Source organism: Nocardioides sp. NPDC000445, assembly GCF_040300245.1.
In the GTDB taxonomy this organism is placed as follows: Bacteria; Actinomycetota; Actinomycetes; order Propionibacteriales; family Nocardioidaceae; genus Nocardioides.
Window position 1 is genome coordinate 59971 of record NZ_JBEPDH010000016.1, and the last position, 24667, is coordinate 84637.

Consider the following 24667-nt stretch of genomic DNA (forward strand, 5'->3'; position numbering starts at 1 on the left):
ACCCCCTCAGCGCAGCGCGATGGGGTTCACCGGTGCGCCGACGGCTCCGGTGACCCGCAGCGGTGCCGCGGTGAGCAAGAAGTCGTAGCGACCGTCCTCCGCGCACGCTGAGGCGAGTCCGTCCAGGTCCCACATCTCGCCCAGGAAGAGGCCCAGGTGTGGGATCGCGACCTGATGCAGCGGCTGGAAGGCGTCGTCGAACTCGTTGGGCCGCACCTCGAAGCCCCAGGTGTCGGTGGCGATCGCGGCGATCTCGGTGCGGTGCAGCCAGTCGGCGGTGGTGAAGGAGAGGCCGGGGGCCGCTCCCCCGGCATAGCCGCCCCAACCCTCACCTGCGGCGACGCCCCGGCGGGCGCGGGAGAGCTGACCGGTGCGTACGACGACGATGTCCCCGCGACCCACCGCCGCGCTGGCACCTTGGGCGGCGATGGTGCGCTCCAGGTGCTCCTCGGTGATGGCGAAGCCGTCGGGAAGCTCTCCGTCGGTCCCGACCGCGCGGCCGACGTCGAGCAGCACCCCACGGCCGCAGACGACGTCGGCGACCGTCTCGATCCCGGTGACACCGTCGCCCAGCGAGGTGACCACCGACTCCGCCGGGCGGCCGTTCCAGGCCCGCCCGTGGTCGAAGATGTGCCCGAGCCCGTCCCACTGGGTCGAGCACTGCAGCGGCATCGCGATCACGTCGTCGGCGCCGCCGATCCCGTGCGGGAAACCCTGGATGCCCGCCACCGCGTCGGTACCGGTGTCGAGCATGGTGTGCACAGGGTTCGTACGCCGCCGCCAGCCGTTCTGCGGCCCGTCCATGTCGAAGGGCAGCGAGAGCGAGTAGGAGCGACCGGTCCGCACCAGGCCCGCGGCCTCGACCCTCTTCTGATCCGTGAGGAAGTTCATCGTCCCACGGACGTCGTCCTCGCCCCAGCGTCCCCAGTTGGAGACCCGGGCGACCGTCTTCGCGATCTCGCCCTCGGGATCGGTGCGGTCCAGGGCCGTCATGACGCGTCCAGCTCGGCGAAGGTGTCGGCGACCCAGTCGGCGATGAACCCGATGACGTGCGGGAAGTGGTCCAGGCCGATGTGCTCGGTGGCGCCCTCCTCCGGCGTGAAGATCCGCAGCTCGCGCTTGGGGCTGTTGACCGCCTGGTCGTAGGAGCGATGCGCGTAGGAGAGCGGGATCTGGCGGTCGTTCTCCCCGTGGGCGATCAGGAACGGCACCGTGATCTCCTCGACGACACCGTCGAGCTTGATCGACTCCGCGAAGTCGATGAACGTGTCGACGTCGGGCTGCCCCCACACCCACAGCACGTGGTCCCAGTAGTGCGGCACCGGGTTCTCGCCCTCACGCTGCAGCCGCCGCTTCTGCACCGCACCCCAGTCGTGGTTGGCGCCCCAGGCCACGCACAGCGCCAGCCGCTTCTCGTACGCCGCGGCGCGAGGCGCGTAGTAGCCGCCCAGCGACCAGCCCACGAGCCCGATCCGGTCCGCGCGCACGTCCGGGCGGGTCTCGAGCCAGTCGACGCAGGCCGCGGCCCAGGCCTCGGTGTCGACGCGCGCGGTGAGACCGTCGAGACGCAGCGCCTCGCCGGCGCCGCCGCAGTCGACCATCAGCGTCGAGATGCCACGAGCCGCGAGCTCGGTGTGGACGCCGGCGCCGACCATCATCTCCTTGGTCGAGTCGAGGCCGTTCCACACGATCATGACCGGGGCCGGCGTCCCGTCCCCGTGAGCCGGGTGGAAGTAGGCGGGCAGGCTGGTCTCACGGCCGTTCTCGACGTACGGAATGGCGACCTTCACCGTCGGCTGGTCGAGCAGTTCGAAGGAGCGGACCAGCAGGTCGACACTGCGCTGGTACTCGGCGTTGCGGCTCGGGTCCTTCGCGCTCTGCATCCGCTCGGCCTGGGAGACGTAGACGGAGGCGCGGAAGAGCTTCTGCCCGGCCGTACGCCGGTGGCCGGCCTTCTCTGCCTCGCCCGCCTGCTCCTCGAGCTGGTCGGCGACACCGCGCCAGGCGGCCATGAACTCGGCCGTGCCCACGTCGGAGCCCTGCGCGGCCAGCTCCTTGAGCGGCCGGCAGGCACGGTCGACCTCGTCGATCAGGCCGCCGGAGTTGAGCGTGGCGACCACACCCAGGTTCCACACGTAGTTGCCGGGAAAGTACTCGAACATCTCTTGTCCTCTTCTGATGGATGATTCTCAGCGCAGGGCGTCGGAGACGGCCTTGGCGCCGGCGTGCGAGGCGACCCCGCCGTCGACCGGGATCTCGGCACCGGTGACGTACGCCGCGCCGTCACCGAGCAGGAAGACCACCACCGACGCCACCTCGTCAGGCGTGCCGACCCGGCCGAGCGGGGTCGCGGCTACGGAGGCGTCCCGGAAGGCGGGCGAGGCGGAGGCGGTCATGGCGGTCTCGATGAAGCCGGGGTGCACCGCGTTGACGCGGATCCTGCGCTCGCCCAGCTCGAGCGCCGCGGCGTGCGTGAGTCCACGGACGGCCCACTTGCTGGTCGTGTAGGCCACCGGGTAGTGCCCCTGCATCGCGGCAAGCGATCCGATCGTGACGATCGACCCGCCGGCCGGCATCAGCGGCGCCAGCGCCTGGATCCCGAGCAGCGGCCCGATCACGTTGACGTCGTGGGCGTCTCGCATGTCGGCGACGCTGGCCGCTCCGACCCGGGCACGTCGGGTCACCCCGGCGCAGCTCACCAACCCGTGTACAGGCCCGGCGAGCTGGTCCCTCAGCCCGGTCCAGGCGTCGTCGTCGCGGACGTCGAAGGTCCGCACGCCGGGACCGGGCTCGCGGTCCAGGCCCACCACCGTGCCGCCCTGAGTCGCCACGGCGGCCGCGACCGCTGCCCCGATCCCCGAGGCGGCCCCGGTGACGACGACCGTACGCCCGGCCAGCGAGCTCATCGGGAACCCTGTCGAACAGCCGCGCGCTCGTCACCGCCGCGGCGGCGCACCGGCGGCAGCTCGGGGGCGGGCGGCGCGACGCCGACGGTGTTGGTGAGGGTGCCGATCCCCTCGACCTCGAGGGTGACCACGTCACCGGGCTGGAGCGGCTTCGGCTCCTGCGAGCCATGACGGCCCCACAGCTCGGCCAGGCACCCGCCGTTGCCGACGGTGCCCGAACCGAGGACGTCGCCGGCGACGACGCGGGAGTCGCGGGAGGCGTACGCGATCATCGTCTCGAAGGTCCAGCCGACGTTCGAGAGCCGGTCGCGGCCGACCTCGACGCCGTTGACCGACACCGTGCACAGCAGATCGAGGAAACCGTCCTCGTCGCGGTAGGGATCCAGCTCGTCGGCCGTCACGATCCACGGCCCGAGCGTGGTGGCGAAGTCCTTGCCCTTGGCCGGCCCGAGACCGACCTGCATCTCGCGGCCCTGCAGGTCACGGGCCGACCAGTCGTTGAGGATCGTGTAGCCGAAGACGTACGCCCCGGCCTCCTCGGGCCGGACGGACCGGCCCTCGACACCGATGACGGCAGCGACCTCCAGCTCGAAGTCGCGGGCCGCGCAGGCCGCGGGGAACGGGACCTCGGCCTTCGGGCCGAGGATCGCGTGCGGGTTGGTGAAGTAGAAGGCCGGGGCGTCGTACCAGGCGTCGGGGACGCCGACGGCGCCGTCGACCGAGCGGCGTACGCCCTCGACGTGCTCCTCGAAGGCGACGAAGTCGCGGACCGAGGCCGGCTCCAGCGGCGCCAGCAGCTCGACCTCGGCGAGGTCGATGGGCTCCGCCGCCCGGGCGTGCTCGGCGGCACGGTCGAGGACATCGCGTCCGGCCTCGATCAGCGAGCGCATCGTGTGTCGGACGGCGAACGGATGCAGGCCCTCGTCGGTGACCAGCCCGACGCGCGGCACCCGCAGGCCCTGGTCGAGATACGTGGCGAGCTTCATCGGCCCTCCTCAGACCGGCGGGGCGACGAAGACGCCCTTGTCCGGGTCGTTGAACGACTTGCCGGCGACCAGCTCGTCCATCGGGTTGGCGGTGCCCCACTGGTCGGAGACCTCCGGGTCGCTGAAGTCGTACAGATGCGGGTGCCAGTTGTCCTCGACGAGCTCCTCGAGCTCGGTGGTGTACTCGACGGTGTTGCCGTGCGGGTCCAGGAAGTAGCTGAAGGTGTTGTTGCCGGCCAGGTGCCGCCCCGGCCCCCAGATCTTCTCCACGCCGGCCCGCAGCAGCCGCCCGGTGCCGCGCATGTACTCGTCCAGGCCGCGCATCTCGAACGAGGCGTGGTGCAGCGCGACGTGCGGCCCGCGGGCGATCGCGAGGCTGTGGTGGAACCGGTTCGTACGCAGGAACCACATCATCGAACCCAGCCGCGGGTGCATCAGGGTGTCGGAGAGCGCGAAGCCGAGGTGGCGCTGGTAGAACGCCACGGTCTGCTCGGGGTTGGGCGAGTTGATGACGACGTGGGAGAGCTTGACCGGGACCGCCTCGCCCTCCTCGATCTGGCGGTGCTGCCGCACGGCGACGTCGCAGGAGACCTCGACCGTACGTCCGTCGTTGTCGAAGAAGCGGAAGCCGTAGCCACCGCCCGGCGTCAGCACCGGGCCCGGCTCGCTGACGAGCTTCACCCCGGCACGGCCGAGCCGCTCGGCCATCGCGTCCACGTCGGCCGGGCTGGCCGCACCGAACGCGATCAGGTCCAGGCGCTTGTCATCAGCGCGGCGCAGACGGACGGAGTAGTGCTCCGGGGAGCCCTCCGCGGCCAGGAACGCCAGGCCACCGTCGGTCGTCTCGGCCTTGAGCTTCCAGGTGTTCGTGTAGAACTCCAGCTGCCGCTCGTAGTCGGGCACGGCCAGGTCGACGTGACGCAGATGGGTGATCAGCCGCTCGGCGGGCGGGGTCTCGATGATGGAATCGGTCGCTGGGTCGGTCACGGTGTTCTCCTCGTGAGATGGGGGGTGGTCAGGCGGGCTGGGTGACGAGGGCGGCGACGCGGGCCATCAGCCCGGGTACGTCACCGCGCTCGCGCGCCTTCAGCCAGGTACAGAGCTGGAGCGAGGCCTCGACGACCGCCCGCGCACGGGGCAGCCGGCGCTCGGTGAGCGCGGGCCAGACGGCGGCCAGATCGTCGGCAGCGGTGAGCAGCTCGGCGAGCACGGCGGCGTCCTCGAGCGCCTGGGCGGCGCCCTGGGCGAGGGTCGGCGGGCAGCTGTGCGCGGCGTCGCCGATGACGACGACCCGGCCCCGGTTCCACGGTCCGTCGACGACGTGGCTCTCGAAGTGGGTGTGGTTGACCCGCTCGGCGTCGGTCAGAGACGCGCGGATCTCGTCCCACGGCCCGTGGTACGCCTCGGCCAGCTCGCGCATCACCGCCAGCCCCTCCTCGGCCGACAGCCCGCTCCGGTCCTGGGCCGGCTCGACGACGTAGGCGTAGAGGCTCTCCTCCGAGGTCGGGCAGTAGCCCGCGATGTAGGACGGTCCGCCGTAGAAGAGGTCGGTGCGGGTGACCTCGGCCGGTCGACGCGTGAACGCTCGCCAGATGCCCATGCCCACCGACTCGGGCTCGACGTCGATGCCGATCGCCCGACGTGTCCACGACCGCACCCCGTCGGCGCCGACGACGAGGTCGTAGCGCCCGTGCGACCCGTCAGCGAAGGTGACGTCGACTCCCGTCTCGTCCTGCTCGATGCCGGTCGGTGCGATCCCGAAGCGCACCTTGGCGCCGGCCGCGACGGCGCGGTCGAGGAGGATCCGGGCGAGGGCGGGCCGGTACATCCCCATCGTCGCCGGCAGGTCCGGACCGCCGGTGCGGTGGTCCTCGAGCTCGACGAGCAGCGTGCCGGCCGGGTCCGGCGCGCGCAGCCCGAGGGTGTCGTACCCGTAGCCCTCGGCGCGCACCTGCTCCCACACGCCGAGGTCGCGCAGCACCCGCAGCGCGTTGCCCTGCAGGGTGATCCCGGAGCCGAGGGCGGAGAGGTCCGGCTTGGCGTCGACGAGGTCGACGGAGACGCCCCGCTCGGCGAGCAGGATGGCGGTCGCCGTCCCGGCGGTTCCGGCACCGATGACGAGAACCGAGCTGATGGCGGGCATGAGATCTCCCTGATGTGCGAGATGGTGAAGTGACGAGCACCACTCTGAACCGCACGCAACTATTCGGGAAGAGCAGATTTCCTATCCCGCCTATACACGGCGTTTATAGTCGGACGCCATGGCGACCGATCCGCTCCGCAACCTCGATCTCAACCTGCTGCTCTCCCTGGACGCACTGCTCGAGGAGCGCAACGTCACCCGCGCAGCCGCACGGCTCGGGCTGAGCCAGCCCGCGGTCTCGGCCGCGCTGCGGCGCCTTCGGCGTCATTTCGGCGACGACCTCCTCGTCCGCACCGGCAACCGCTACGACCTCACTCCCCTGGCCACCCAGCTGCGCGGGACCACCACGACGGCCCTGGCCGGCGTACGCCGCGTCTTCGAGGCGGAGCCGGGCTTCGACCCGGCGACCTCGACCCGCGAGTTCACCGTGGTCGCCTCCGACTACTCCACCACCGTCCTCGGCGACCATCTCGCCACCGAGCTGGCCCGCGAGGCCCCCGGCGTACGCCTCCGGTTCCAGATGCAGACCCACGACGACGTCGACCAGGCGCCGGAATCGCTGCGACACGTGGACGGGTTAATCCTCCCCCACGGCTTCCTGCAGGACCAGCCCGCCGTCGAGCTCCACACCGACGGCTGGGTGCTGGTCGTGTCCGCCGACAACGACGCCGTCGGCGAGACGATCACGATGGAGGAGCTCGCCGAGATGCCCTGGGTCGTCACCCACCACGCCCCGACCGCCTTCACCCCAGCCGTACGCCAGCTCAGCATGATCGGGGTCGAGCCTGACGTCCATGTGGTGACCGAGAGCTTCCTCCCGGTGCCGTTCCTGGTCGCCGGGACCCCACGCGTCGCCCTCCTGCAGCGCCAGCTCGCCACCCGGCTGGCGGGCGCCGCCGGCGTACGCATCCTCGACTGCCCGTGGGACGTGGTCCCGCTGAAGGAGGCGTTCTGGTGGCACCCCGCCCACCGCGCGGACCCGGCACACGGCTGGCTGCGCCGGATGATGACGCGTGCCGCCGCGCGCCTGGAGGCGGACTGACCGTCAGGTATCGACGACGCTGATACCCGGCAGAAGCAGGTTTGGCTTCCGCAATACCTCCCGGATCTCCCACGATGCTGTGACTGCTGTCACACGATCTCGGCCTGATCCATGGAGACCCCATGTCCGACACCCTCACGCCCGTCCGGCAAGCCGGCCGCACGCAGGGCTTCCTGCTGATGTTCATGAGCTGCCTGCCCGTCCTCGGCGCCGTGCTGCTCGCTCCCGTCCTGCCCCGGATGCAGGACCACTTCGGCCACAGCGGTGCCGCGACCGCGCTCGTCCCGCTCTCCCTCACCGTCCCGGCGCTGATGATCGCGTTGCTGGCGCCGTTCGCGGGCCGCATCGTGGACACGTTCGGGCGCAAGCGGCTGCTGCTCACCGGCTTGGCGGTCTACACCGTCTTCGGCACCGCGCCGCTGTGGTTGGACGGGCTGGGAGCGATCGTCCTCAGCCGCGCGGGGGTCGGGGTCGCCGAGGCGGCGATCATGACCTGCTGCACCACGCTGATCTCCGACTACTTCTCGGGCACCGAGCGCGACCGCTGGCTCGGCATGCAGACCGTCTTCGCGGCGCTGTCGGCCACCGTCTTCTTCGCCCTCGGCGGCGCGCTGGGCGCTCAGGACTGGCGCACCCCGTTCTGGCTCTACGCCTCCAGTCTGCTCTTCCTCGTCCTCGCCGCGGCGCTCATCTGGCAGCCCGCCGGCGAGACCACCTCCACCGGGAAGCGTGCCCCGCTCCCGCCGCTGCCCGTTCGCACCCTCGCGCTGCCCTGCGCGATCACGGTCGTCGGCGGCATCGTCTTCTACACCCCGATCGTGGAGCTCCCCTACCTGCTCGACGCGGCTGGCATCACCGCCGTCCCGGCGATCGGTGCGTTCACCGCACTGGCCTCCCTCGCCACCGCCGGTGGGGCGTACGCCTTCGGCCGGGTCTCCGGTCGCGGCACCGCCGCGCTGCTGCCGCTCGCCTTCGGGCTGGCCGGGATCGGCCTGGTCGTGCTCGGTGCCACCTCGGTGGTGCCCGTCATCGTGCTCGGCGCGGTCATCGCCTCGGCCGGCACCGGCCTGATGCTGCCCACCCTGCTCGTCTGGGCCCAGTCCGGCCTCACCTTCGAGCAGCGCGGTCGCGGCACCGGCCTGTGGACCGCCGCCCTCTTCCTCGGCGAGTTCGTCTGCCCGCTCCTGGTCGTCGCCTTCACCGGTGCCCTCGGCGGCCTCGGCGCCGCCGTGGTCCTCGTCGGCGCCGTCGCTCTCCTCCTCGCCCTCCTCACCCGCCGCGTCCTCACGAACGCAGCGGAGAACGGCCGCCGCATCGCCGAGGAGGCGACCTGGGCTCCCTGACGGTTGCGGGGCGTGGCATTCTGACCCGCATGCCCCTGAGCCTGCCACGCCTCGCCTTCGCTCTCGTCGCCCTTCTGGCCGCGCTTCTCGTGATGACCTCGTGCGGCGACGAGGACCCGGCCAAGGGACGTACGCCGAAGCAGGTGCTCGCGGCGGCACAGAAGCACCTCGACGAGACGAGCGGGATCAACTTCTCGATCGCCTCCGACGACCTGCCCGAGGGCATCACCACGCTGAAAGCGGCCACCGGGACGCTGACCCGCGAGCCCGCCTTCGAGGGCACGCTGACCGTGCCGGTGATGGGCACGGAGGCGCAGGTCGAGGTGGTCTCGGTCGACGGCGTCGTCTACGCGAAGCTGCCGTTCACGACCACGTTCCAGGAGCTCGACCCGGCCGACTACGGTGTGCCCGACCCGGCCGCGCTGATCGCCCCGGAGACGGGCATCTCCTCGCTGCTCGCCGCGACCGAGGACGTGAAGATCGGCAAGTCGGTACGCGGCGGCGCCGACAACGACGAGATCCTCTCGACCTACACCGGCACGCTCCCGGACACCGCGGTCCAGAAGATCCTCGCCGGCGCGACCGGCGACTTCGACGTCACCTACATCATCAACGACTCCGACGAGCTCACCGAGGCCACCATCGAGGGCAAGTTCAGCGGTGAGGGCGAGGCGGCGTACTCGTACACGATCGACGTGACCGAGTACGGCGTCGAGAAGGAGATCGCCAAGCCGTGAGAGCCGTTCTCTGGCTCGCCGCGATCGCGGTGGCGTTCGCCGCCGCGGACACCTATGTCGTGGTGCTGGCACTGCCGGACATGATGGCGGGCGTCGGGCTCTCGATCGAGGAACTGCAGCGGGCGGCACCGCTGATCTCGGGGTTCCTGCTGGGCTATGTGGCGGTGCTGCCGCTGATCGGCCGCCTCGCCGACCTGCTCGGGCACCTGCCGGTGCTCGTCGGCGGGCTGGTCGTCTTCGCGTTCGGCTCGTTCCTGACCGCCCTGTCATGGGACCTGGCCGCGATGGTCGTCGGCCGGTTCTTCCAGGGGCTGGGCGGTGGCGCGCTCGTACCGGCGACCCTCGCGCTCGTCGCGGTGCTCTACCCCGCTGAGCGCCGCGGGGTCCCGCTCGGGCTGGTCTCGGCGGTCCAGGAGCTCGGCTCCGTGCTCGGGCCGCTCATCGGCGCGGCCGTCCTCGCCGTCGCGGACTGGCGGGCGATCTTCGGGCTCAACCTCGTCGTCGGCGTCGTGCTGGCGATCGCCATCAGGCAGATGGGCCGAACCACACACCCGCAGCCGTCGCTGGTCGAGCCCGGCGAGCGCAGCGAGCCGGTGTCGAGACCAACACAGTCGCTTTCGAACTCTGTTGGCCTCGACACGCCTCCGCCTAGCGGCTCCGGCGGCTCGACCGACGTACTGGCGCTGCTGCTGTTGCTGGTCGCCGGCGTCGCGTTCGTGCTGCTGGCGGTCGAGCCGACCGCCCTGGTCCAGGACCTGACCTGGGGCGCGCTCTACGTGCCCGCGGCCGGATCGACGCGCTGGCTGACCCCGCTGGGCCTGGTCACGATCATCGCCACCGTCGGGTTCCTGGTGAAGTGCGGCCTGCGGCCGGGCGTACGCCGCGTGCTCGGCCGGATCGCCGCCGAGGTCGACCTCCTCGGGGCGCTGCTGCTCTCGTTCGCCCTGGCCGGGGTGATCCTGGCCTTCGCGACCGCCGACCCCGAGGTGGCGGTCTTCTCCGAGCAGGGCACCTGGTACCTGGTCGCCGGCGGGCTGGCACTGCTCGGATTCGTCTTCCACCTGCGCCGGGCGCAGGACCCGATCGTGCCCCGGGGCGCGTTCGCCCGCACGCCCGCGTGGGGCTCGGTGCTGATCTCGTTCTTCGTCGGCGCCGCGCTCGTGGCGGCGCTGATCGACGTACCGCTCTTCGCCCGCACCACGATCTACGGCGACAGCCAGCTGAAAGCGGCCCTGGTGCTGCTCGAGTTCCTGGTCGCACTGCCCGTGGGTGCCATCGCGGGAGGCTTCCTGACCCGGCGGCTGCCGGCGGGCGTGATCGCGGGTGCCGGGATGCTGCTGGCCGCGGTGGCGTTCGTGTTCATGGCCCGCTGGGACGCCGACGCGCTGCGCTCGCTGTCCGCGACCGTCGTGCTCGTCGCCGGCGGCCTCGGCTTCGGCCTCGCCCTGGCGCCGGTCAACGCGGCGATCCTGGCCACGACCGAGCAGTCCATGCACGGCCTGACCACCTCCTTCACCGTGGTGGCCCGCATGGTCGGGATGCTGGTAGGCATCTCGGCGCTGACCACGATCGGCCTGCGCAGCTACTACGCCGCCCAGGCCGACCTGCCGTCGCTGTCGTCGGTGTGCACCGGCGGCGGCATGTGCGAGGAGTATCAGGACCTGCTCATCGGCGCCGCCATCGCCCAGGAGCACACCGTCTTCGCCGGCGCCGCGGTCTGCGCCGGGATCGCCGCCCTGCTCTCCGTGGTGCTCCTGCGAGGCGCGCCCACCCGGGCGCTGTCCCCCACCGAGACCGTCACCGCGCTGTAGGGACGTACTCCGGGCGGGTCGAGCCCATCCGTTCGTGGGTCGCGTTCCGCCGTCCGGATGCGCGCTCGATGGCCCCGAGGGCGGCACCCAGGCCGAACGCCGGCATGTTGCCGTAGAGCGTCTCGACCTGGTCGCCGGGGACCCGGTAGGTCTCGTGCCAGATCCCGATGTCGCCGGTCGAGGCCGCGCGCCGGTTGAAGGCGGCCCAGGCGGGAGCGTGCGTGAGGGACGGGTCCTTGGCGAACCGGCCCAGGTCCTCGACACTGCGCCAGTACTGCACCGTCATCAGCACGCGCCCCGACCAGTAGCTGCGCGCCGAGAGCAGCCCGAGGTCGGGGTTCTTGGCGAGCTCGGCGAGCATCCGGGGCATCCCGACGAACGCCGGGAACCAGCTGCGCACCTTGTGCCAGCGGTGGATGCGCATCCCGATCAGGAACACGACGACCTCGTCGGTGCCGACGTCGGCGACGCTGTGGCCGGGCGTGACGCCGTCCGGGACGTTCTCGGGAGCCCCTCGATAGCCCCGGGCAATCTTCGACATGGCCGTCCTCCTGGCTGGATAGCATTAGTATCTAGTCTAAGATAGTGCTCCTATCCAGCAATGCCGTCAACCCCTTTCACGGAGGAACGATGCGGATCTCCGAGCTTGCCGACTCGACCGGCGTGAGCGTCGCGACCATCAAGTACTACGTGCGCGAGGGCCTCCTCTCCCCCGGCAAGAAACTCTCCGAGCGTCTGGCCGACTACGACGACCAGCACGTACGCCGCCTTCGCCTGCTCCGCGTGCTACGCGATGTCGGCGCCGTCCCCGTCGGGGCGCTCAAGGCACTGGTCGACGCGACCCAGGACCGCACCGCGTCGGTGCACGACATGTTCGGCAAGGCCTGCGACGCGCTCCGCATCGAGACGACCGTCCCCGTGTCCCGGGGTGATCACACCCGCGAGCTCGCCGACCAGATCGTCGCCCAAGCGGGGTGGACCGAGGTCAGGGCCGATGCCCCCGAGCGCGACCATCTCGCTGGCATCATCGAGGTCATCCTCGACAGCGGTCTGCCGACCGACCCCGAGGGCGCGGCGACCTATCTTCCCCTCGTCGATGCGATCGCTGCCTACGAGCTCGGCCAGATCGACGACACCCAGGATCGCGAGGCGATGATGGAGCAGATGGTCGTGGGTCAGGTGGTCCTCGGCGAGTTCCTCCTCTGCCTGCGCCGGCTGGCCCACGAGCACCACAGTGCCCTGCGGTTCGCCGGGCGCCGCTGATCTACCCGATCCGGACGCGGAGCCGCTCGCGGGCGGGGATCCGCGGATAGGTGCTTCCACGCTCGACCACGCGCCAGGGAGCGGCGGCGAAGACCTCGACGGTTGCCGAGATCATCGCGATCGTCGACGGCTCACCGGGCACCGGTGTCCCTCGGCGGGGTCTCCCCCGCCCTGCGGCACCAGCTCGAACTCGTCGACCTCTCGGCCGAGGAACCGCTCGGTCGAGAACGTGTACGGCGCGGACCACGAGGCCGGGTCCAGGTTGGTCCTGGGGACGTCGAGGACGACCCGCTTCCCCCGCGGGACGATCTGGCCGTCCCAGTCGCCGTGCTGGCGCGCGATGCCGGCGAGCGCCGGGACGAACGGGAAGATGCGGCGTACCTCCTGGGTGAAGGCGTGGCGTCGCGCGGGATCCTCGGCGAGCATCGGGCGCAGCGCGGGTTCGTCGTCGAGGGTCTGGACGGCGAAGGTGCCGAGGTAGGCCACGGCGACCGCGGGCCGCAGTACGTTGAGCAGCTCGACCGCCGCCACCGGAACCGGCAGCAGCTCGCCCTCCGGGTCCCGCCAGGTGGCGATGGTCTCCACCGGCGTGGTGGGCTGGGTCGTGGCCGAGCGCGCCTCCCGGATGAGCCCTCGGGCCCAGCGGTCGGCCCACAGCCGGGCAGCCCACGCCGTCGCATAGGAGGGACCGGAGATACCGAACCCGTCGACGATCCCGGCCAGCCGACGCCCGACCTTGTCCGGGTGGCGCACCGAGATGCCGGCCCATGCCAGGACCGCGCGGGCGTAGACCTCGGACAGCAGGTGGAACACGCTCACCGTCTCCCCGTGGCGTTCCCGGATCGCTGTGCCGAGGTGGTGGCGTACGAGATCCTCGAGCGTCGAGGCAGCGGCATCGTCGAGCAGGCCGAGGAACTGCCCCTTGCGGTGTCGGTGCTCTTCACCGTCGAGTCCGTGGACCGCGCCACGGCCGAAGAGCAGGGTCGCCAGAGGTGGGGGCACCGCACCGGAGCGGCGGATGAGCCGAGGGTCGTAGAAGCGGCGTACGGAGGCAGGACCGCTCACGACGACGGCATCGTCCCCGAGGAGCTTGACGGGGCAGACCGGCGGGTCGCCGGCCCGCCGCCGAGCGTCGGGGATCGCGTGGTAGCCGTGCCGGAGCAGGTCCGCGGCGAGATCGTGGGACATCCGGTCGCCTCCCGTCAGGAGCCGCTGGTGACCCGGTCGCTCACACCCGTCACTCCGACCGAGTGGGCACAGTGGGCGCAGCAGAACATGTGCTCCTCGTTCTGCACCCCGTGCCCGAGGATGCGGGTGCCGCAGTTGACGCACACGGGCGCGATCACCGCCACAGCACACTCGATCGAGTCGAAGACGTGGTGCTCACCCGAAGCCGTCGTCACCTCGAAGCTCTCGTCGTAGTCGTTGCCGCACGTGACGCACTTACCCATGGTTCGGTCCTTTCCTTGCTTCGTCCCGGACTTCACGCCGGACGCCACGCGGCCCGGGCCTCGAAGGCCCGGGCCGCATGGTGTCTAGGTGAAGATGCTGACCCCACCAGGGCCGACCAACAGGCCGACGATGATGAGGACTGCTCCCCATAGGATCTGGCCGCGTACCAGGGCCAGGATGCCGCCGATAACCAGGACTGCCGCGATCAGCCAGAGAATTAGTGCCATGTGGATCTCACCTCGGTGTGTAGTTGTTGCGGGGGATGCTCACGAAGTCGCTCACGGGGATCACTCCTCATGACCTCTCGTTCGTGCAGCCCTGTCGGTACCCACATCCGCGCCCTCGCAAACCTCTCGATCCGGCAAACCCGTCAGCAGAGCGAGAACCTCTCCTCCGATCAGTGCGCGGCGACCCACCGGAGCACGTCGTCCCACTCATCGAGGAACCGCTCCAGGCCGTAGCGCCTTCTCGCGTGCCGGCGCCCGATGAGCCCGGCCTCCTCGGCGACGTCGGGATCCTTCATCAGGTGGCGTACGGCCGGGACGATCTCGTCGCGGCGGGTGGTGACGAACCCGGCCTCGTGCGGCACCGCGACCGGGGTCTCGGCCGTGGCCAGGGCGACCACCGGCATACCGAGGTGCATCGCCTCGATCAGCGAGAGGCCCAGCGAGCTCCAGCGGCTGAGATGGACGTAGACGCGACGCCGCGGGAGGTGGTCGTGCAGATCCTCCTGCGACAGGTCCTCGTACGTCCGCAGCCCCTCGCAGGAGGGCAGGCCTTCGACGCGCCGGCCGAAGACGTCGGCGCCGACACCCTCGGCCAGCGCCGGGATCAGGTCGGCGCCGACCGAGCGGCCGCGGCGTACCGGATCGTTGACGACCATTCCGGCGCGCTCGATGTCGCCGGCGTAGCGACGGCCCGGGTCGACGATGCCGTGCTCGATCACGGTGGTCGGAGTGCCGGTGCAGTCCCAGAGGAGGTCGTTGAAGCCGGTGACGTGCACGATCGGGACACCACCGCCCGCCATCGGGTGACGGGTGTCGGGGATCGCGCCGGCGGGAGTGCTGTGCTCCACGTAGACGGCGGGTAGGTCGCGACCCGGGCGCCGCCCGCCGAGCCACCGCTCGGCCAGCTCGACCTCGTGCGGTCGCTGCAGGACGACGACGTCGACCTCTTCGTCCGCGAGGGCCTCGCTGCTCACCTCGCGGGCCGCCGACGGCCACTCCCCCGTGCTGGCGCGGCCGAGACCGTCGGGGCCGTGGTCGGCGGTCGTCGGGAGGAGATAGTCGTGGCGACCGTGCACGAACGCCCTCGTCCAGGAGTCGTGCACGTGCCAGATCAGAATTCTCATTCCCTCTCGGTGCCCGGGAGCCCCTGTGGTGATGCGGCGAATCAGGACAAGTTCCGAGGTCAGCGCACCGGCTCTGCGTCCGTTGCCGCCGTCGGGCTCGTCTCCTCGCGCCATCGCGCCGTCCGCTTGAGCCCCTCCTCGAGCGGCATCTCCGGCTCCCAGCCGAGCAGCACCCGCGCGCGGGTCAGGTCCGGGCGGCGTACGTGCGGGGCGTCCGTCGGCAGCGCTACATGGTGGATCCGCGACTCGGACCCGGTCAGCTCGATGATCATCCGGGCCAGCTCGAGCATCGTGACCTCGTGGTCGTTGCCGATGTTGACGGGTCCCGCCACGTCGGCGCAGGCGAGCCGCAGGAGTCCCTCGACGGTGTCCTCGACCCAGCACAGCGACCGGGTCTGCGAGCCGTCTCCGGCGACCGTCAGCGGGGCCCCGCCCAAGGCCTGGTCGAGGAAGGCCGGCACGACCCGGCCGTCGTCGCGACTCATCCGCGGGCCGTAGGTGCTGAAGAGACGCGCCACCGCGACGTCGACACCTCGCTCGCGGGCATAGGCCATCGTGGTCGCCTCCGCGAACCGCTGGCCCTCGTAGTAGACGCTGCGTACGCCGATCGGGTTGACGTGTCCCCAGTCCTCCTCGCGCTGGGGGTGCTCCTCGGGCTCCCCGTAGACCTCGGAGGTGGAGGTGAGCACGAACCTGGCGTTGTGGCGGGCGGCCAGCTCGAGTGCGTTGACCGTACCCTCGCTCGCCGCTCGTAGCGTCTCGAGAGGCAGCCGCTCGTAGTGCACCGGAGAGGCGGGACAGGCCAGATGCATCACCAGGTCGACTCCACCCGGGTCGGGGGTCGAATCGCTGGCGTCGGCGATGGTGATCGCGAACCCCGGGCGGCCGAAGAGATGCTCGATCTTGTCGGCCGAGCCGGTGAGCAGGTTGTCGACGATCCACACCTGGGCCCCGGCGTCCAGGAGTCGCTCGCTCACCCATGAGCCGAGGAACCCGGCCCCGCCGGTGACCACCACCCGGGCGCCGCGCAATGACTCTTCCCAGGCGTCCATCGGTGTTCCTCCCAGGGCGTGTGTCCGTCTCGCTTGCACCGGTACCCGCGGCCACCCATCCCAGCCCGACCCTCCCGATTACCACCCGCAGGGGTGATTGCGCCCGCGAAGACGCACACCCACGGGGGTGAACCTTGCGGCGAAACCGTTGGGCGGCGGTCGTGTCCGGCACTACCTACACATGACGACGACAACTTTCGAGACAGACCTACCCCGGGCCGAGCGACAGCGTCTGACCTCAGAGCTGTTGGCGAAGGCACACACCGCGGAAGGTGAGGAGCAGGACCGGATCCTCGAGGAGGTGATCCTCCTCAACGCCGCGGTCGCCCGCTCGATCGCCCACCGCTACACCGGCCGTGGCATCCCCCGTGCGGACCTGGAGCAGGTGGCGTACATCGCCCTGGTCCGGGCCGCGAAGAGCTTCCACCCCGATCGTGCCGACGACTTCCTCACCTATGCGGTACCCACGATCCGTGGTGAGGTGAAGCGCTGGTTCCGTGACCACGGCTGGACGGTACGGCCGCCGCGACCCATCCAGGAGCTGCAGAGCACGCTGCTGCGGATCGGGTCCGAGCGCGGCAACCTGCCCACCTCCGAGCTGGCCGAGATCGCCCACGTGCCGGAGCAGAAGGTACGCGAGGCGCTCGATGCCCGCGGTTGCTTCACCCCCTCCTCGCTGGACGCTCCGCTGCGCCCCGGCGAGGCCCAGTCCTCGGCCGAGGCGACCATCGGCGACATGCTGCCGGGAGTCGACGGCGGACTCGCCGACTGCGAGACCCGTCTGGCCCTGGAGCAGGCGATTCACGTGCTGTGCCCGCGTGACCAGCTCGTGGTGAGGCTGCGCTTCATCGAGGACCGCAGCCAAGCAGAGATCGGCGAGGCCATCGGCGTCACCCAGACCCAGGTCTCCCGGATCCTGACCCGGATCATCGACGAGCTCCGTGCGCAGCTCGAAGGCGTAGGACTCGCCGCATGACCCGCACCCACGACGGGTACGGGACACGAAAGCCGACCCCGACACAAGGAGATCTGGCATGACGTACTCAACGATCACCGGCGAGCGCTCCAAGAACGCTCAGCGCTCGCTGTGGAACGGCACGACGCCCAAGACCAAGTGGCAGGAGTCGTCCTGGGGCAAGCGGCTCACGGCTGTCGCCGCCTTCGCGGTCCCGATCGTGATCACCGTCGCCACCACGGTCATCCGCAAGAAGGGCACCGAGGCACTGCTGCGAAAGGTCAAGGGAGGTAAGAAGAAGTGAGGACGAAGCGCCACCTCTTCACCTTCGCCCTGGGTGGGGTAGCCGGCTACGTCGTCGGCCGCTACCCCGCCGCCACGTACGAGAAGCTACGTGACGGAGCCGGCATCACCCTGGGTCTGGCCCGCGAGCGGATCGGCATCATGTCCGAGACCTTCCCGATCGGGCGGCCCGGCCACCACCGAGCCCCCACCAACCCGCCTCCCGACAACGCCGACGGTGTGTTCGAGCGGACCTCGACGGCGTACGTCTCTCGGCCGCATCCATAGATGGTTGCCGGCTCAGCACACAGCTGTGGGCCGCCGACCCGATCACGGGTCGGCGGCCCACAGGTCTCCGTAGAACGGAACTAGCGCCCAACCGCCTTCTCGAGCTCGGCCTTGCTCATCTTCGAACGCCCCTTGACGTTCTTGTCCTTGGCCTCTTCGTACAGCTGGGCCTTGGTCCGCCCGCCGGAGCCGCGGTGGCTGCGCAAGCCACCGCGGCGGCCTGAGGAGATGTCCTTGGTCGAGGTGCGGCTGCTTTCGCGGGACTCTCCCCCGCGGGCACGCTCCTTGTTCACCGTACGAGCCGCGATCTCCTCGGCGGTGTCCTCGTTCTCACCGCGCTCGAGCAGACCTTCCTTGATGTGCTCGTACTGTCGTTCTCGCTTCTTGCTCCAGGCACGTTGCGGCATCTCAGCTCCTCCTCCTTCTCGGCTGATCGAAGCGCTCCTCGTCATCGGCGACGCGCTTGTTCCGGCGGGCGTCGTAGAGCCAGGCGGCAACGCCGACCAGGACGACGATCACCCCGATCACGGTGAAGATGACGGCTTGGGTAGTCATACCCTCCGGTACCCCCTCGATGCGTCGGTTACGCGGCGACGGCGACCCGCATCCGGCGGAGGATCCGGGCCAGGGCGCGGGAGACCTGCGCCTGGGTGGCGCCGATCCGCTCGCCGATCTCGGCCTGAGAAAGACCGTCGACGAACCGCAGCTGCAGGATCATCAGGTCCGCCTCACGGAGATCGCCGACCGCCTCCGCGACCACGACTCGCGCCTCGGCGCGGTCGAAGCCCGGGTCGGCCTCCCCCATCTGCTCGAGCAGCTCGTCGTCTGCACCGTGCGGACGTACGCAGCGGGCCAGCTCGCGGAAGCAGTGGCGGATCTCGCCCTTGGCCATCGGCACGGCATAGCTCAGGAACTCGCCCTCGGCGGGGTCATAGCGGCGGGCTGCCTTCACCAGCCCCATGTGGGCGGCCTGGCGTAGGTCGTCGGCCTCGATGCCGCGGCCCGAGTAGCGGGCGGCAAGCGAGCGTGCCACCGGGAGGTGGCGTACGACCAGATCCTCCTGCTGAGGCGGAGGCAGCGGCGATGCATCCCGTGTCGTATCCATGACCCGAGTCTTTCGCGCGGACGTGCGAATGACACCTGCTCAGACGAGAAATGGCCCCCAGGGGTGAGCTCAACCCCCACAGCTCACTCACCCCTAGGGGTAGAACCGCGGTCCCGGGTCCGTTGCCGGGACCGCGGCACCGACAGCACCGACGTGGTGTCCACCCCCGTACACGTGGCCGGCGGCAGTCACCCAGACTGCTCTGTCGATACGCTATCGGTAACCATCCGTGCCGCCACCGATGCGCCCGACTCCATGGAATTCTCGTCGGGCGGCGCGAACCCGTGGGTGATCGCCCAGCTCACCGCCTGGCTGCGGGTGGTGACCTCGATCTTGCGGTAGGCCTGACGGATGTGGCTCTTGAGCGTGTTCACGCTCACCACGAGCTTGGCGGCGATCTCCTTGTTGGACAGCCCCTGGGTGATCAGCGCGAGCACCTCGACCTCACGGGTGCTGAGCCCGGCGAGCGTGCCCATCCGGTCCTCGTGCTCACCGATCGGCTCGCCGGCGGCGGTGAGCTCGATGCTGCGTACGAGCTCACCGGCGTGCACGCTCATGGACACCCAGGCATGGGCTCCCAGCGAGTAGGCCTGGGCCCGCAGATCGGGGCGCATGTCGCGGCTGAAGATCAGCACCTCGGCGTCGGTCTCGTGCAGCAGATGCTGCAGGTCGGACCCGTCACTCAGGTACAGGCCGAAGGTGTCGTAGAGGATCACGTCGACGCCCGGAGCCCGGCTGCGGACAGACGGAAGAGCGGTCACGACGACCCGGTCAGGAAAGTCCGCGAGCATGCTGATGATCCCGCGCATGACAACCTCCTGCGGGCTGACCACCGCGACCCGTAACACCCCCATCCTCATCACCCCTGAACCTTCTCAGATCGGTGGTCAGTTGGACAGGCGTATGGACAGAACACGCCGTGGGTACCTGGGATTATGTACACAAATTCGAGACAGGAGCAGCCCATGTCCCACGTGACCGAAGACCTCAAGAAGGCCTCCGAGCTACCCCAGGGCGACGTGGTCAGGATCCTGCTGCAGCAGCACGCCGGCATCCGGCAGCTCTGCGCCACGGTGGAGAACTCCGAAGGCCCGGCCAAGCGACAGGCGTTCGACGACCTCCGGGTCCTGCTCGCGGTGCACGAGACCGCCGAGCAGATCGTCGTCCACACGGTCACCTCGACCCATGGCGGCGAAACCCTCGCCAAGGCGCTCAACGCCGATGAGAAGGAGGCCACCGAGATGCTGGCCCGGCTCGAGGAGGTCGGCGTCGAGAGCCCCGAGTTCGACGAGACCTTCCCGATCTTCCAGATCGCGGTCGAGCAGCACGCCGAGGAGGAGGAGCGTGTCGAGTTCCCGCTGCTCCTCAGCACGATCGACGAGACGGCTCGCCACATGATGGGCAAGCGCCTGACCGCGACCGAGCTCATCGCACCGACCCACCCCCACCCCGGCTCCGCCGGATCGGTGCCCAAGCAGCTGGCCACCATGCCGTTCCACTCCATCGCGGACCGCGTCAAGGATGCGCTGAGCCGATCCTGACGTGGCCCGTGGCACAGTGGATGCTGAACGGCATCGACGACAGCATCGAAGTCTTCAGATGGGAGCAGAGAACATGGTCGAGAAGGAAACCAAGGACCCGGTGACCGGCGCTGACGAGAGCACCGAGTCTCCGATCCCCTTCCCCACCCCAGATCGGGTCGAGGAGGAAGGCACCGAGCGCGATCGCCAGGACGAGACCGAGGAAGAGACCTTTCCCGCCAGCGATCCGCAGTCCAGCTGGGCCGGCCCTGCGGACCCGCGGGACCGCTGAGCCTCAGGCCTTCCAGGCAGTGTGGCCAGGGTCGGCCGGACCCTCGACGCGGTATCGCAGGTGCGTCACCCGGTCGCCCTGGACCACCTCCGGATCGCTGAGCAGCACCGAGGATGCGTACGTCCCGAAGAACGGCTTTCCCCGCCCGATGAGCAACGGGGCGACATCGAGCTGGATCTCGTCCACCAGCCCGGCGGCCAGGGCCTGACCCGCCACCTCGCCGGCGCACAGGCCGATCGGAGTGCCACCGGCCAGCTCCTTCGCCTTGGCGATGCCCGCCTCGACCGAGGTCTCGAAGTGGTAGCTGGCGTCGGGATGCCACCCTTCGGGCTTGGGCCGGTGGCTGACGACCACCACATGATCGCCGGTCGGCGGCTTGCCTTCCCAGCCGTTGGTGATGTCGAAGAGATGGCGTCCGATCACCATCGTCGTCGAGGTCTCCCAGAAGTCGCGTACGTAGTCCCACGACGCCTTCGAGATCCGTCCGGCACCGCCGAGCACCTCGACGTCGCCGTTGCTGTACCAGTCGAACAGGTGCCCCGGCATGTCGTCCTCGTAGCCGATGAACCCGTCGACCGACACGACCGCCTGCATGATCACCGTCATCGTCCCCACCACTCTCCATTAGTCAACCGATTGGTTGACTACCAGGAAAGCTCGAAGCGGCGCCGCTTGTCAACCATCTAGTTGATAAACGGCGCCGCTCGGTTCTGATCCGAGCGCCTCAGACGAGGCCGCGGCGCTCCAGCAGCGGAGCGATCGGGGCAGGCCGGCCGCGCCACTCCGCATAGGACTCCAACGGGTCCCGAGTGCCGCCGATGCCGATCACGTAACGGACGTACGCTTCGCCGTTCTCCCTCGTCAGGCCACCGTTCTCCTTGAACCACGCGACCGTGTCGGCGTCGAGGACCTCAGACCAGATGTAGGAGTAGTAGGCCGAGGCGTAGCCGCCGAAGATGTGCTTGAAGTACGCCGTGTAGTAGCGGGGGCGCACCGCCGGGTTGTCGAGGCCGACCGCCGAGAGCGCGGCCGCCTCGAACTCCTCGACAGCCTCCGGCGAGGTCGGCACGTCGGCCGGACCGAGCTCGTGCCAGGCGAGGTCGATAAGCGCGGCGGCCAGGTACTCGGAGGTCGCGAACCCCTCGTTGAACGTGGCGGACGCCTCGAGCTTGCCGAGAACGTCGGCCGGGATCGGCTCACCGGTCTCGTGGTGCACGGCGTAGTTGGCGAGCACCTCGGGCCAGAGCATCCACATCTCGTTGACCTGGGACGGGTACTCGACGAAGTCGCGGTAGACCGACGTCGCCGCGAACCGCGGGTAGGTCGCCCGCGCCAGCAGCCCGTGGAGCGCGTGCCCGAACTCGTGGAAGAGTGTGTTGACCTGGTCGAACGTGAGCAGCGTCGGCTCCCCCGGCGCCGGCTTGGGCACGTTGAGGTTGTTGGTCACGACCGCCGACGGCTCACCCAGCAGCGTGTTGGCGGTGACGTAGGAGTTCATCCACGCGCCGCCCTTCTTCGAGTCCCGGGTGTAGAGGTCGAGCAGGAAGAGGCCGATCGGCTCGCCGTCGCGGGAGACCTCGAAGACGCGTACCTCGGGGTGGTAGCCCTGCAGGTCGGGGCGCTCATCGAAGGTCAGCCCGTAGAGCCGGCCGGCGGCGAAGAAGACGCCGTCGCGCAGCACCCGGTCGGCCTCGAACCACGGCCGCAGGACGGCCAGGTCGACGTCGTACTCCGAGACCCGGACCTTCTCCGCGTAGTAGGGCCAGTCCCAGGCTTCGATCGGTCCGCCCGCCGATGCCTCGAGCGCGGACTGCTCGGCCCGGGCGTTGCGAGCCGCCGGCGCCGCCAGCCGCTCCAGCATGTCGCGGACGGCCTTCGGGGTGCCGGCGGTGTTGTCGGCGGTCACCAGGCCGGCGTAGCTGTCGAACCCGAGCAGCTGCGCCTTCTCCGCCCGCAGCCGCAGCGCGTCGAGCGCGATGCCGCGGGTGTCGTTGGCGTTGCCGCGCGAGCCGCGGGCGAGCTGGGCCTCGAACAGCCGCTGGCGCAGTTCCCGGTTCTCCAGCACGGACAGGTAGGGGTGGGCGGTGAACAGGGTCAGCGTGATCAGGAACTTGCCCGCCAGTTCCCTGCCCTCGGCGGCCGCCGCGGCCGCGGAGATCTCCCCCGGGGTCAGCCCGGCGAGCTCCTCGACGGTGTCGACGACCACGGCGAGGTCGTTGGAGTCGGCCTGCGCCGCCTGCCCGAACGCCGCCTCCAGCCCGGAGATCTCCTGGTTGAGCTCCCGCAGGCGTGCCTTCTCCGCGGGCCCCAGCGCAGCGCCGGCGAGCACGAAGTCGCGGTGGTAGCGCTCGACCAGATAGCGGTCCTCGCCCTGCAGCTCGGCTCGCTTCTCGTAGACAGCGTTCACCCGGGCGAAGAGCGCATCGTCGAGAAGCAGCGCGTCGTGGTGGGCCGCCAGCCGTGGAGCGTACGCAGCATGGAGCTCGTCCAGATCGTCGTCGGAGTCCGCGGAGAGCAGCGAGAAGAAGATCCGCAGCACCCGGTCCAGCCGCTCCCCGGACCGCTCCAGGACGACCAGCGTGTTCTCGAACGTCGGCTCCTCGGCCGAGGCCGTGATCGCGGTCAGCGCGGCCAGCTGCTCGGCCATCCCCTGCTCGATCGCCGGGCCGTAGTCCTCGATCGAGATGTCCGCGAAACGGGGCAGGCGGTGGGGCAGGTCACTGGGCTCGAGTAGGGCGTCGATCACATCACGCACGCTATCTGACACAGGTCGGGGTCGGCGCCGCGATATCGGCTACCTTGACCCCATGGCCGATTTCGATGACCTGCTTGCCGCGAACCAGACCTACGCCGACACGTTCGACACCGGCGGCTTCGACGGCGTCGCCCACGCCGGAGTGGCGATCGTGACCTGCATGGACTCCCGCATCGAGCCGCTGGCCATGCTGGGACTGAGCCTCGGGGACGCCAAGATCTTCCGCAACCCCGGTGGCCGGGTGACCCCGCAGGCGATGGAGGCGCTGGTGCTCGGCGTGCACCTCCTCAACGTCAAGCGCATCCTGGTCGTGCCCCATACCCGCTGTGCGGTCGCCTCCAACACCGAGGCCGAGCTGCGCGCCAAGCTCTCCGAGTCCGCGGGCCAGGACGCGTCCTGGCTCGACCTGACCGTCGTCGTCGACGACCAGGCCCGCGCGCTCGCCGAGGATGTCGCCAAGGTGCGCTCGCACCCGTTCGTCCCCGAGGACGTCAAGGTCGGCGGGTTCATCTACGACGTCGACACGGGTCTGCTCAACCAGAAGATCTGAAAATCGGTACAAACCCCGATGCGCGCTCACCATGGGTGAGCCAGAGTTGGGGTCGTGACCGACGCAGACCGACTCGAGATCGCCGCCCAGGCGATCGACCTGCACAAGACCTACGGCAAGGGCGCCGCAGAGGTCCGTGCGCTCGACGGCGTGAGCCTGGACCTCTATGCGGGGCAGTTCACCGCGATCATGGGTCCATCAGGCTCGGGCAAGTCGACGCTGATGCACTGCCTGGCGGCGCTCGACAAGCCCACGACGGGTGAGGTGATCGTCGGCGGTCGCAAGCTCGGCAAGCTGCGCGACCGCCGCCTCACCTCGCTGCGGCGCGACAAGATCGGGTTCGTCTTCCAGGCGTTCAACCTGGTCCCGACGCTCACCGCGCAGGAGAACATCCTGCTGCCACTCTCGCTGGCCCGGAAGAAGCCGGACCCGGGGTGGTTCGACCAGGTCATCGACACCGTCGACCTGCGACCACGGCTCTCGCACAAGCCGAGCGAGCTCTCCGGCGGACAGCAGCAGCGGGTCGCCTGTGCCCGGGCGCTGGTCTCCAAGCCCGACATCGTCTTCGCCGACGAGCCGACCGGCAACCTCGACTCCACCTCGGCCGCCCAGGTGCTCGACTTCCTGCGCCACAGCGTCGACGACCTGGGCCAGACCATCGTCATGGTCTCCCACGACCCGGTCGCCGCCTCCTACTGCGACCGGGTGATCTTCCTGGCCGACGGCCGCATCGTCGACGAGCTGGCCAGGCCGAGCCGCGAGGAGATCCTGGCCCACATGGCCGACCTGCAGGCACGGGCGATGGGCCTGGACCCGATTCGCGAAGGCGCCTGA

Annotated in this window: 30 protein-coding genes; 12 read left to right on the forward strand and 18 right to left on the reverse strand. The window is 70.1% G+C overall.

Annotated features, from left to right (window positions below; translation table 11 throughout):
* Positions 1–6: 6 nt before the first annotated feature.
* From ABT304_RS20825 to ABT304_RS20850, 6 genes are read right to left on the reverse strand one after another with little or no spacing between them, the layout of a single operon-like run.
* Positions 7–993 (reverse strand): cyclase family protein, encoded by a 987-nt coding sequence (locus ABT304_RS20825; RefSeq protein ID WP_350718066.1) that lies wholly within the window; start codon positions 991–993, stop codon positions 7–9.
* Positions 990–2162, reverse strand: coding sequence for an alpha/beta hydrolase family protein (locus ABT304_RS20830; RefSeq protein ID WP_350718068.1), 1173 nt, complete (start codon positions 2160–2162; stop codon positions 990–992). The genes ABT304_RS20825 and ABT304_RS20830 overlap by 4 nt, the downstream gene beginning before the upstream one ends.
* 27 nt (positions 2163–2189) lie before the next feature.
* The gene (locus ABT304_RS20835; RefSeq protein ID WP_350718070.1) at positions 2190–2906 is read right to left on the reverse strand and encodes an SDR family NAD(P)-dependent oxidoreductase; all 717 of its coding nucleotides are present in this window, start codon (positions 2904–2906) and stop codon (positions 2190–2192) included.
* Positions 2903–3892 (reverse strand): fumarylacetoacetate hydrolase family protein, encoded by a 990-nt coding sequence (locus ABT304_RS20840; RefSeq protein ID WP_350718072.1) that lies wholly within the window; start codon positions 3890–3892, stop codon positions 2903–2905. The genes ABT304_RS20835 and ABT304_RS20840 overlap by 4 nt, the downstream gene beginning before the upstream one ends.
* Before the next feature lie 9 nt (positions 3893–3901).
* Positions 3902–4879 (reverse strand): VOC family protein, encoded by a 978-nt coding sequence (locus ABT304_RS20845; protein ID WP_350718074.1) that lies wholly within the window; start codon positions 4877–4879, stop codon positions 3902–3904.
* Positions 4880–4907: 28 nt separating this feature from the next.
* The gene (locus ABT304_RS20850) at positions 4908–6035 is read right to left on the reverse strand and encodes an FAD-dependent monooxygenase (protein ID WP_350718076.1); all 1128 of its coding nucleotides are present in this window, start codon (positions 6033–6035) and stop codon (positions 4908–4910) included.
* A gap of 118 nt (positions 6036–6153) precedes the next feature.
* Between ABT304_RS20850 and ABT304_RS20855 the strand changes: the two genes are divergently transcribed.
* From ABT304_RS20855 to ABT304_RS20870, 4 genes are all read left to right on the forward strand, one after another.
* The gene (locus tag ABT304_RS20855; protein ID WP_350718078.1) at positions 6154–7077 is read left to right on the forward strand and encodes a LysR family transcriptional regulator; all 924 of its coding nucleotides are present in this window, start codon (positions 6154–6156) and stop codon (positions 7075–7077) included.
* 122 nt (positions 7078–7199) lie between these two features.
* A complete protein-coding gene (locus ABT304_RS20860) occupies positions 7200–8420 on the forward strand; it encodes an MFS transporter (RefSeq protein WP_350718079.1) in 1221 nt (406 codons plus the stop codon).
* A gap of 29 nt (positions 8421–8449) precedes the next feature.
* Positions 8450–9157 carry an LppX_LprAFG lipoprotein gene (locus ABT304_RS20865; RefSeq protein ID WP_350718081.1) on the forward strand — a complete coding sequence of 236 codons (708 nt, stop codon included), beginning with the start codon at positions 8450–8452 and terminating at the stop codon, positions 9155–9157.
* Positions 9154–10968: an MFS transporter gene (locus ABT304_RS20870; RefSeq protein WP_350718083.1), complete on the forward strand. Its 1815-nt coding sequence runs from the start codon at positions 9154–9156 to the stop codon at positions 10966–10968. The genes ABT304_RS20865 and ABT304_RS20870 overlap by 4 nt, the downstream gene beginning before the upstream one ends.
* On the opposite strand, the gene ABT304_RS20875 is transcribed toward ABT304_RS20870, so the two are convergent.
* Positions 10955–11509 carry a DUF4188 domain-containing protein gene (locus ABT304_RS20875; RefSeq protein WP_350718085.1) on the reverse strand — a complete coding sequence of 185 codons (555 nt, stop codon included), beginning with the start codon at positions 11507–11509 and terminating at the stop codon, positions 10955–10957. The two genes, ABT304_RS20870 and ABT304_RS20875, sit on opposite strands and share 14 nt — an antisense overlap.
* Before the next feature lie 89 nt (positions 11510–11598).
* Between ABT304_RS20875 and ABT304_RS20880 the strand changes: the two genes are divergently transcribed.
* Positions 11599–12231, forward strand: a complete 633-nt coding sequence (locus tag ABT304_RS20880; RefSeq protein ID WP_350718087.1) for a MerR family transcriptional regulator — start codon at positions 11599–11601, stop codon at positions 12229–12231.
* 111 nt (positions 12232–12342) lie between these two features.
* On the opposite strand, the gene ABT304_RS20885 is transcribed toward ABT304_RS20880, so the two are convergent.
* The 5 genes from ABT304_RS20885 to ABT304_RS20905 all read right to left on the reverse strand — a co-directional run bounded on the left by ABT304_RS20885 (position 12343) and on the right by ABT304_RS20905 (position 16086).
* Positions 12343–13419, reverse strand: coding sequence for a cytochrome P450 family protein (locus ABT304_RS20885; protein ID WP_350718089.1), 1077 nt, complete (start codon positions 13417–13419; stop codon positions 12343–12345).
* 14 nt (positions 13420–13433) lie between these two features.
* The gene (locus ABT304_RS20890) at positions 13434–13682 is read right to left on the reverse strand and encodes a metallothionein (RefSeq protein ID WP_350718091.1); all 249 of its coding nucleotides are present in this window, start codon (positions 13680–13682) and stop codon (positions 13434–13436) included.
* 84 nt (positions 13683–13766) lie between these two features.
* Complete coding sequence (locus ABT304_RS20895; protein ID WP_168381108.1) at positions 13767–13910, reverse strand: GPGG-motif small membrane protein; 144 nt, start codon at positions 13908–13910, stop codon at positions 13767–13769.
* 170 nt (positions 13911–14080) lie between these two features.
* Complete coding sequence (locus ABT304_RS20900; RefSeq protein WP_350718093.1) at positions 14081–15034, reverse strand: glycosyltransferase; 954 nt, start codon at positions 15032–15034, stop codon at positions 14081–14083.
* A 59-nt stretch (positions 15035–15093) separates the two neighbouring features.
* Positions 15094–16086, reverse strand: a complete 993-nt coding sequence (locus ABT304_RS20905) for an NAD-dependent epimerase/dehydratase family protein (RefSeq protein WP_350718095.1) — start codon at positions 16084–16086, stop codon at positions 15094–15096.
* A 181-nt stretch (positions 16087–16267) separates the two neighbouring features.
* Between ABT304_RS20905 and ABT304_RS20910 the strand changes: the two genes are divergently transcribed.
* From ABT304_RS20910 to ABT304_RS20920, 3 genes are read left to right on the forward strand one after another with little or no spacing between them, the layout of a single operon-like run.
* On the forward strand, positions 16268–17062 hold the full coding sequence (locus ABT304_RS20910; RefSeq protein WP_350718097.1) for a sigma-70 family RNA polymerase sigma factor: 795 nt from the start codon (positions 16268–16270) through the stop codon (positions 17060–17062).
* 58 nt (positions 17063–17120) lie between these two features.
* Positions 17121–17345, forward strand: coding sequence for a hypothetical protein (locus ABT304_RS20915; protein WP_160024230.1), 225 nt, complete (start codon positions 17121–17123; stop codon positions 17343–17345).
* Positions 17342–17611, forward strand: coding sequence for a hypothetical protein (locus ABT304_RS20920; protein ID WP_350718099.1), 270 nt, complete (start codon positions 17342–17344; stop codon positions 17609–17611). Before ABT304_RS20915 ends, ABT304_RS20920 begins: the two co-directional genes overlap by 4 nt.
* An 80-nt stretch (positions 17612–17691) precedes the next feature.
* On the opposite strand, the gene ABT304_RS20925 is transcribed toward ABT304_RS20920, so the two are convergent.
* The 4 genes from ABT304_RS20925 to ABT304_RS20940 form a co-directional block, all read right to left on the reverse strand.
* Positions 17692–18018, reverse strand: a complete 327-nt coding sequence (locus ABT304_RS20925) for a plasmid stabilization protein (RefSeq protein ID WP_160024232.1) — start codon at positions 18016–18018, stop codon at positions 17692–17694.
* Between the two features lies 1 nt (position 18019).
* Complete coding sequence (locus ABT304_RS20930) at positions 18020–18166, reverse strand: hypothetical protein (RefSeq protein ID WP_350718101.1); 147 nt, start codon at positions 18164–18166, stop codon at positions 18020–18022.
* A 28-nt stretch (positions 18167–18194) separates the two neighbouring features.
* Positions 18195–18716: a sigma-70 family RNA polymerase sigma factor gene (locus ABT304_RS20935; protein WP_350718103.1), complete on the reverse strand. Its 522-nt coding sequence runs from the start codon at positions 18714–18716 to the stop codon at positions 18195–18197.
* A 188-nt stretch (positions 18717–18904) separates the two neighbouring features.
* Positions 18905–19525 (reverse strand): helix-turn-helix transcriptional regulator, encoded by a 621-nt coding sequence (locus ABT304_RS20940; protein WP_350718104.1) that lies wholly within the window; start codon positions 19523–19525, stop codon positions 18905–18907.
* Positions 19526–19681: 156 nt separating this feature from the next.
* Here ABT304_RS20940 and ABT304_RS20945 point away from each other — a divergent pair, with 156 nt between their 5' ends.
* Complete coding sequence (locus ABT304_RS20945; protein ID WP_350718106.1) at positions 19682–20257, forward strand: hemerythrin domain-containing protein; 576 nt, start codon at positions 19682–19684, stop codon at positions 20255–20257.
* Between the two features lie 73 nt (positions 20258–20330).
* Positions 20331–20528 (forward strand): hypothetical protein, encoded by a 198-nt coding sequence (locus tag ABT304_RS20950; protein WP_350718108.1) that lies wholly within the window; start codon positions 20331–20333, stop codon positions 20526–20528.
* 3 nt (positions 20529–20531) lie between these two features.
* Here ABT304_RS20950 and ABT304_RS20955 read toward each other — a convergent pair whose 3' ends face one another.
* A complete protein-coding gene (locus ABT304_RS20955; protein ID WP_350718110.1) occupies positions 20532–21134 on the reverse strand; it encodes a dihydrofolate reductase family protein in 603 nt (200 codons plus the stop codon).
* 118 nt (positions 21135–21252) lie between these two features.
* Complete coding sequence (locus ABT304_RS20960; protein WP_350718112.1) at positions 21253–23274, reverse strand: M3 family metallopeptidase; 2022 nt, start codon at positions 23272–23274, stop codon at positions 21253–21255.
* 61 nt (positions 23275–23335) lie between these two features.
* Between ABT304_RS20960 and ABT304_RS20965 the strand changes: the two genes are divergently transcribed.
* Together ABT304_RS20965 and ABT304_RS20970 are read left to right on the forward strand one after the other, a co-directional pair.
* Entirely contained in the window at positions 23336–23833 is a 498-nt protein-coding gene (locus ABT304_RS20965; RefSeq protein WP_350718114.1) for a beta-class carbonic anhydrase, read from the forward strand.
* Positions 23834–23887: 54 nt separating this feature from the next.
* On the forward strand, positions 23888–24667 hold the full coding sequence (locus ABT304_RS20970; protein WP_350718116.1) for an ABC transporter ATP-binding protein: 780 nt from the start codon (positions 23888–23890) through the stop codon (positions 24665–24667).

Coding starts and splice junctions, on each gene's coding strand:
- ABT304_RS20825 (WP_350718066.1), bottom strand. CDS start 993: ATGACGGCCCTGGACCGCACCGATCCCGAGGGCGAGATCGCGAAGACG.
- ABT304_RS20830 (WP_350718068.1), bottom strand. CDS start 2,162: ATGTTCGAGTACTTTCCCGGCAACTACGTGTGGAACCTGGGTGTGGTC.
- ABT304_RS20835 (WP_350718070.1), bottom strand. CDS start 2,906: ATGAGCTCGCTGGCCGGGCGTACGGTCGTCGTCACCGGGGCCGCCTCG.
- ABT304_RS20840 (WP_350718072.1), bottom strand. CDS start 3,892: ATGAAGCTCGCCACGTATCTCGACCAGGGCCTGCGGGTGCCGCGCGTC.
- ABT304_RS20850 (WP_350718076.1), bottom strand. CDS start 6,035: ATGCCCGCCATCAGCTCGGTTCTCGTCATCGGTGCCGGAACCGCCGGG.
- ABT304_RS20855 (WP_350718078.1), top strand. CDS start 6,154: ATGGCGACCGATCCGCTCCGCAACCTCGATCTCAACCTGCTGCTCTCC.
- ABT304_RS20860 (WP_350718079.1), top strand. CDS start 7,200: ATGTCCGACACCCTCACGCCCGTCCGGCAAGCCGGCCGCACGCAGGGC.
- ABT304_RS20865 (WP_350718081.1), top strand. CDS start 8,450: ATGCCCCTGAGCCTGCCACGCCTCGCCTTCGCTCTCGTCGCCCTTCTG.
- ABT304_RS20875 (WP_350718085.1), bottom strand. CDS start 11,509: ATGTCGAAGATTGCCCGGGGCTATCGAGGGGCTCCCGAGAACGTCCCG.
- ABT304_RS20880 (WP_350718087.1), top strand. CDS start 11,599: ATGCGGATCTCCGAGCTTGCCGACTCGACCGGCGTGAGCGTCGCGACC.
- ABT304_RS20885 (WP_350718089.1), bottom strand. CDS start 13,419: ATGTCCCACGATCTCGCCGCGGACCTGCTCCGGCACGGCTACCACGCG.
- ABT304_RS20890 (WP_350718091.1), bottom strand. CDS start 13,682: ATGGGTAAGTGCGTCACGTGCGGCAACGACTACGACGAGAGCTTCGAG.
- ABT304_RS20895 (WP_168381108.1), bottom strand. CDS start 13,910: ATGGCACTAATTCTCTGGCTGATCGCGGCAGTCCTGGTTATCGGCGGC.
- ABT304_RS20900 (WP_350718093.1), bottom strand. CDS start 15,034: ATGAGAATTCTGATCTGGCACGTGCACGACTCCTGGACGAGGGCGTTC.
- ABT304_RS20905 (WP_350718095.1), bottom strand. CDS start 16,086: ATGGACGCCTGGGAAGAGTCATTGCGCGGCGCCCGGGTGGTGGTCACC.
- ABT304_RS20910 (WP_350718097.1), top strand. CDS start 16,268: ATGACGACGACAACTTTCGAGACAGACCTACCCCGGGCCGAGCGACAG.
- ABT304_RS20915 (WP_160024230.1), top strand. CDS start 17,121: ATGACGTACTCAACGATCACCGGCGAGCGCTCCAAGAACGCTCAGCGC.
- ABT304_RS20925 (WP_160024232.1), bottom strand. CDS start 18,018: ATGCCGCAACGTGCCTGGAGCAAGAAGCGAGAACGACAGTACGAGCAC.
- ABT304_RS20930 (WP_350718101.1), bottom strand. CDS start 18,166: ATGACTACCCAAGCCGTCATCTTCACCGTGATCGGGGTGATCGTCGTC.
- ABT304_RS20935 (WP_350718103.1), bottom strand. CDS start 18,716: ATGGATACGACACGGGATGCATCGCCGCTGCCTCCGCCTCAGCAGGAG.
- ABT304_RS20940 (WP_350718104.1), bottom strand. CDS start 19,525: ATGCGCGGGATCATCAGCATGCTCGCGGACTTTCCTGACCGGGTCGTC.
- ABT304_RS20945 (WP_350718106.1), top strand. CDS start 19,682: ATGTCCCACGTGACCGAAGACCTCAAGAAGGCCTCCGAGCTACCCCAG.
- ABT304_RS20950 (WP_350718108.1), top strand. CDS start 20,331: ATGGTCGAGAAGGAAACCAAGGACCCGGTGACCGGCGCTGACGAGAGC.
- ABT304_RS20955 (WP_350718110.1), bottom strand. CDS start 21,134: ATGACGGTGATCATGCAGGCGGTCGTGTCGGTCGACGGGTTCATCGGC.
- ABT304_RS20965 (WP_350718114.1), top strand. CDS start 23,336: ATGGCCGATTTCGATGACCTGCTTGCCGCGAACCAGACCTACGCCGAC.